This window comes from Escherichia sp. AM3 (genome assembly GCF_032029835.1).
GTDB classification, from domain to species: domain Bacteria; phylum Pseudomonadota; class Gammaproteobacteria; order Enterobacterales; family Enterobacteriaceae; genus Escherichia; species Escherichia coli.
Window position 1 is genome coordinate 1 of sequence record NZ_JAVUPQ010000322.1, and the last position, 1,262, is coordinate 1,262.

A 1,262-nucleotide genomic window follows, 5' to 3' on the forward strand; every position below is an offset into this window, starting at 1 on the left:
GAGTTGACTTAGCCAATTGGTTAGAAACTTATATTGGAAAGGATGGAACCGGCGATGATGATAGCTGTGTTTCAATTATTGATCTTTCTTTAGTACCAACAGAAATTACTCATCTTGTGACAGCTGTTATTTCAAGGATTGTGTTTGAATCATTGCAACGTTATAGGCGGCTATATAATAAATCTTTACCTACGGTACTTGTCGCTGAAGAAGCACATACATTTATTAAACGGTATCGTGATGACTCTGAAAATCAGGATGTCGCAGCCGTTTGCTGCCAAGTGTTTGAGAAAATCGCACGAGAAGGCAGAAAGTTTGGTCTTGGTATGGTGATTTCCTCACAACGACCATCAGAGTTATCACCTACGGTTTTGTCTCAATGTAATACTTTTCTTTTGCATCGAATTAGTAACGACAAAGATCAGGAGCAAGTTCATAAAATGGTACCTGATAATTTGCGAGGATTACTCCGTGAACTACCTTCATTACCATCCCAACATGCAATACTGATGGGCTGGGCATCTGAACTTCCTGTCCTAGTTAAAATGAAAAATTTGACGAAAGAGCAGCAACCTCATTCTGATGACCCTGACTTCTGGGATGTTTGGACAAGAAAGTATGCGGATGGGAAGTTGGTCGAGAGAACTGTCGATTGGGAAGCTGTTGTAAAGGAATGGCAACAAAAGTGATCTGCAGCAGAAAATGAAAGCGGGAGAGCAGATCGGAATTGAAGGAACTTTATGCCATCAATCTACTTGGTGTTGCGTTCCATTGTCCCTCCCCCCATGACGACTGAAGTAACCTCTTAGCGTGGTTTTTTGCATCATTGGCCCTCAAACCCCGTTTCTGAGGCGCTGAAAGTCGGCGTCAATGAGCTCCTGTCTCTTTATGGCATTCATTGAGGCATAGCCATTTATGGCCAGTTCATGCCAGAAGATCAGCACGGCTCCGGCTTTGGCTGACTCGCAGAGATAAATCGCGCCCTGGCTGTCCAGATTGCATTCCCGGATGCGTTTTTCCGCAAACCGGGTCAGTTGTTCATAGCTGAGTGAAAACGTCATTTCCTGATCCATCCTGCACACTCCATCTGATAATGTTCTGACAGGTAAAAATCATATCCTGCATGATTTGTGTGCTCATGATTTCTGATAATATCAGATATTGTTTAATTTTTAATGATGAAAATCATATCTGATATGATTTTATGTATATTTCTTAATTATCATATCATTTGCGTCTTTTCTGCCGCGCAGATCCGGTTT

Annotated in this window: 2 protein-coding genes; one reads left to right on the forward strand and one right to left on the reverse strand. The window is 42.0% G+C overall.

Going from position 1 to position 1,262, the window contains the following annotated elements:
• Positions 1-689: ATP-binding protein (locus RTW80_RS25500; protein ID WP_312720841.1), on the forward strand; the 689-nt coding region annotated here is incomplete at its 5' end.
• Between the two features lie 144 nt (positions 690-833).
• On the opposite strand, the gene RTW80_RS25505 is transcribed toward RTW80_RS25500, so the two are convergent.
• Positions 834-1,073 (reverse strand): hypothetical protein, encoded by a 240-nt coding sequence (locus tag RTW80_RS25505; protein WP_000371884.1) that lies wholly within the window; start codon positions 1,071-1,073, stop codon positions 834-836.
• Between the last annotated feature and the right edge of the window lie 189 nt (positions 1,074-1,262).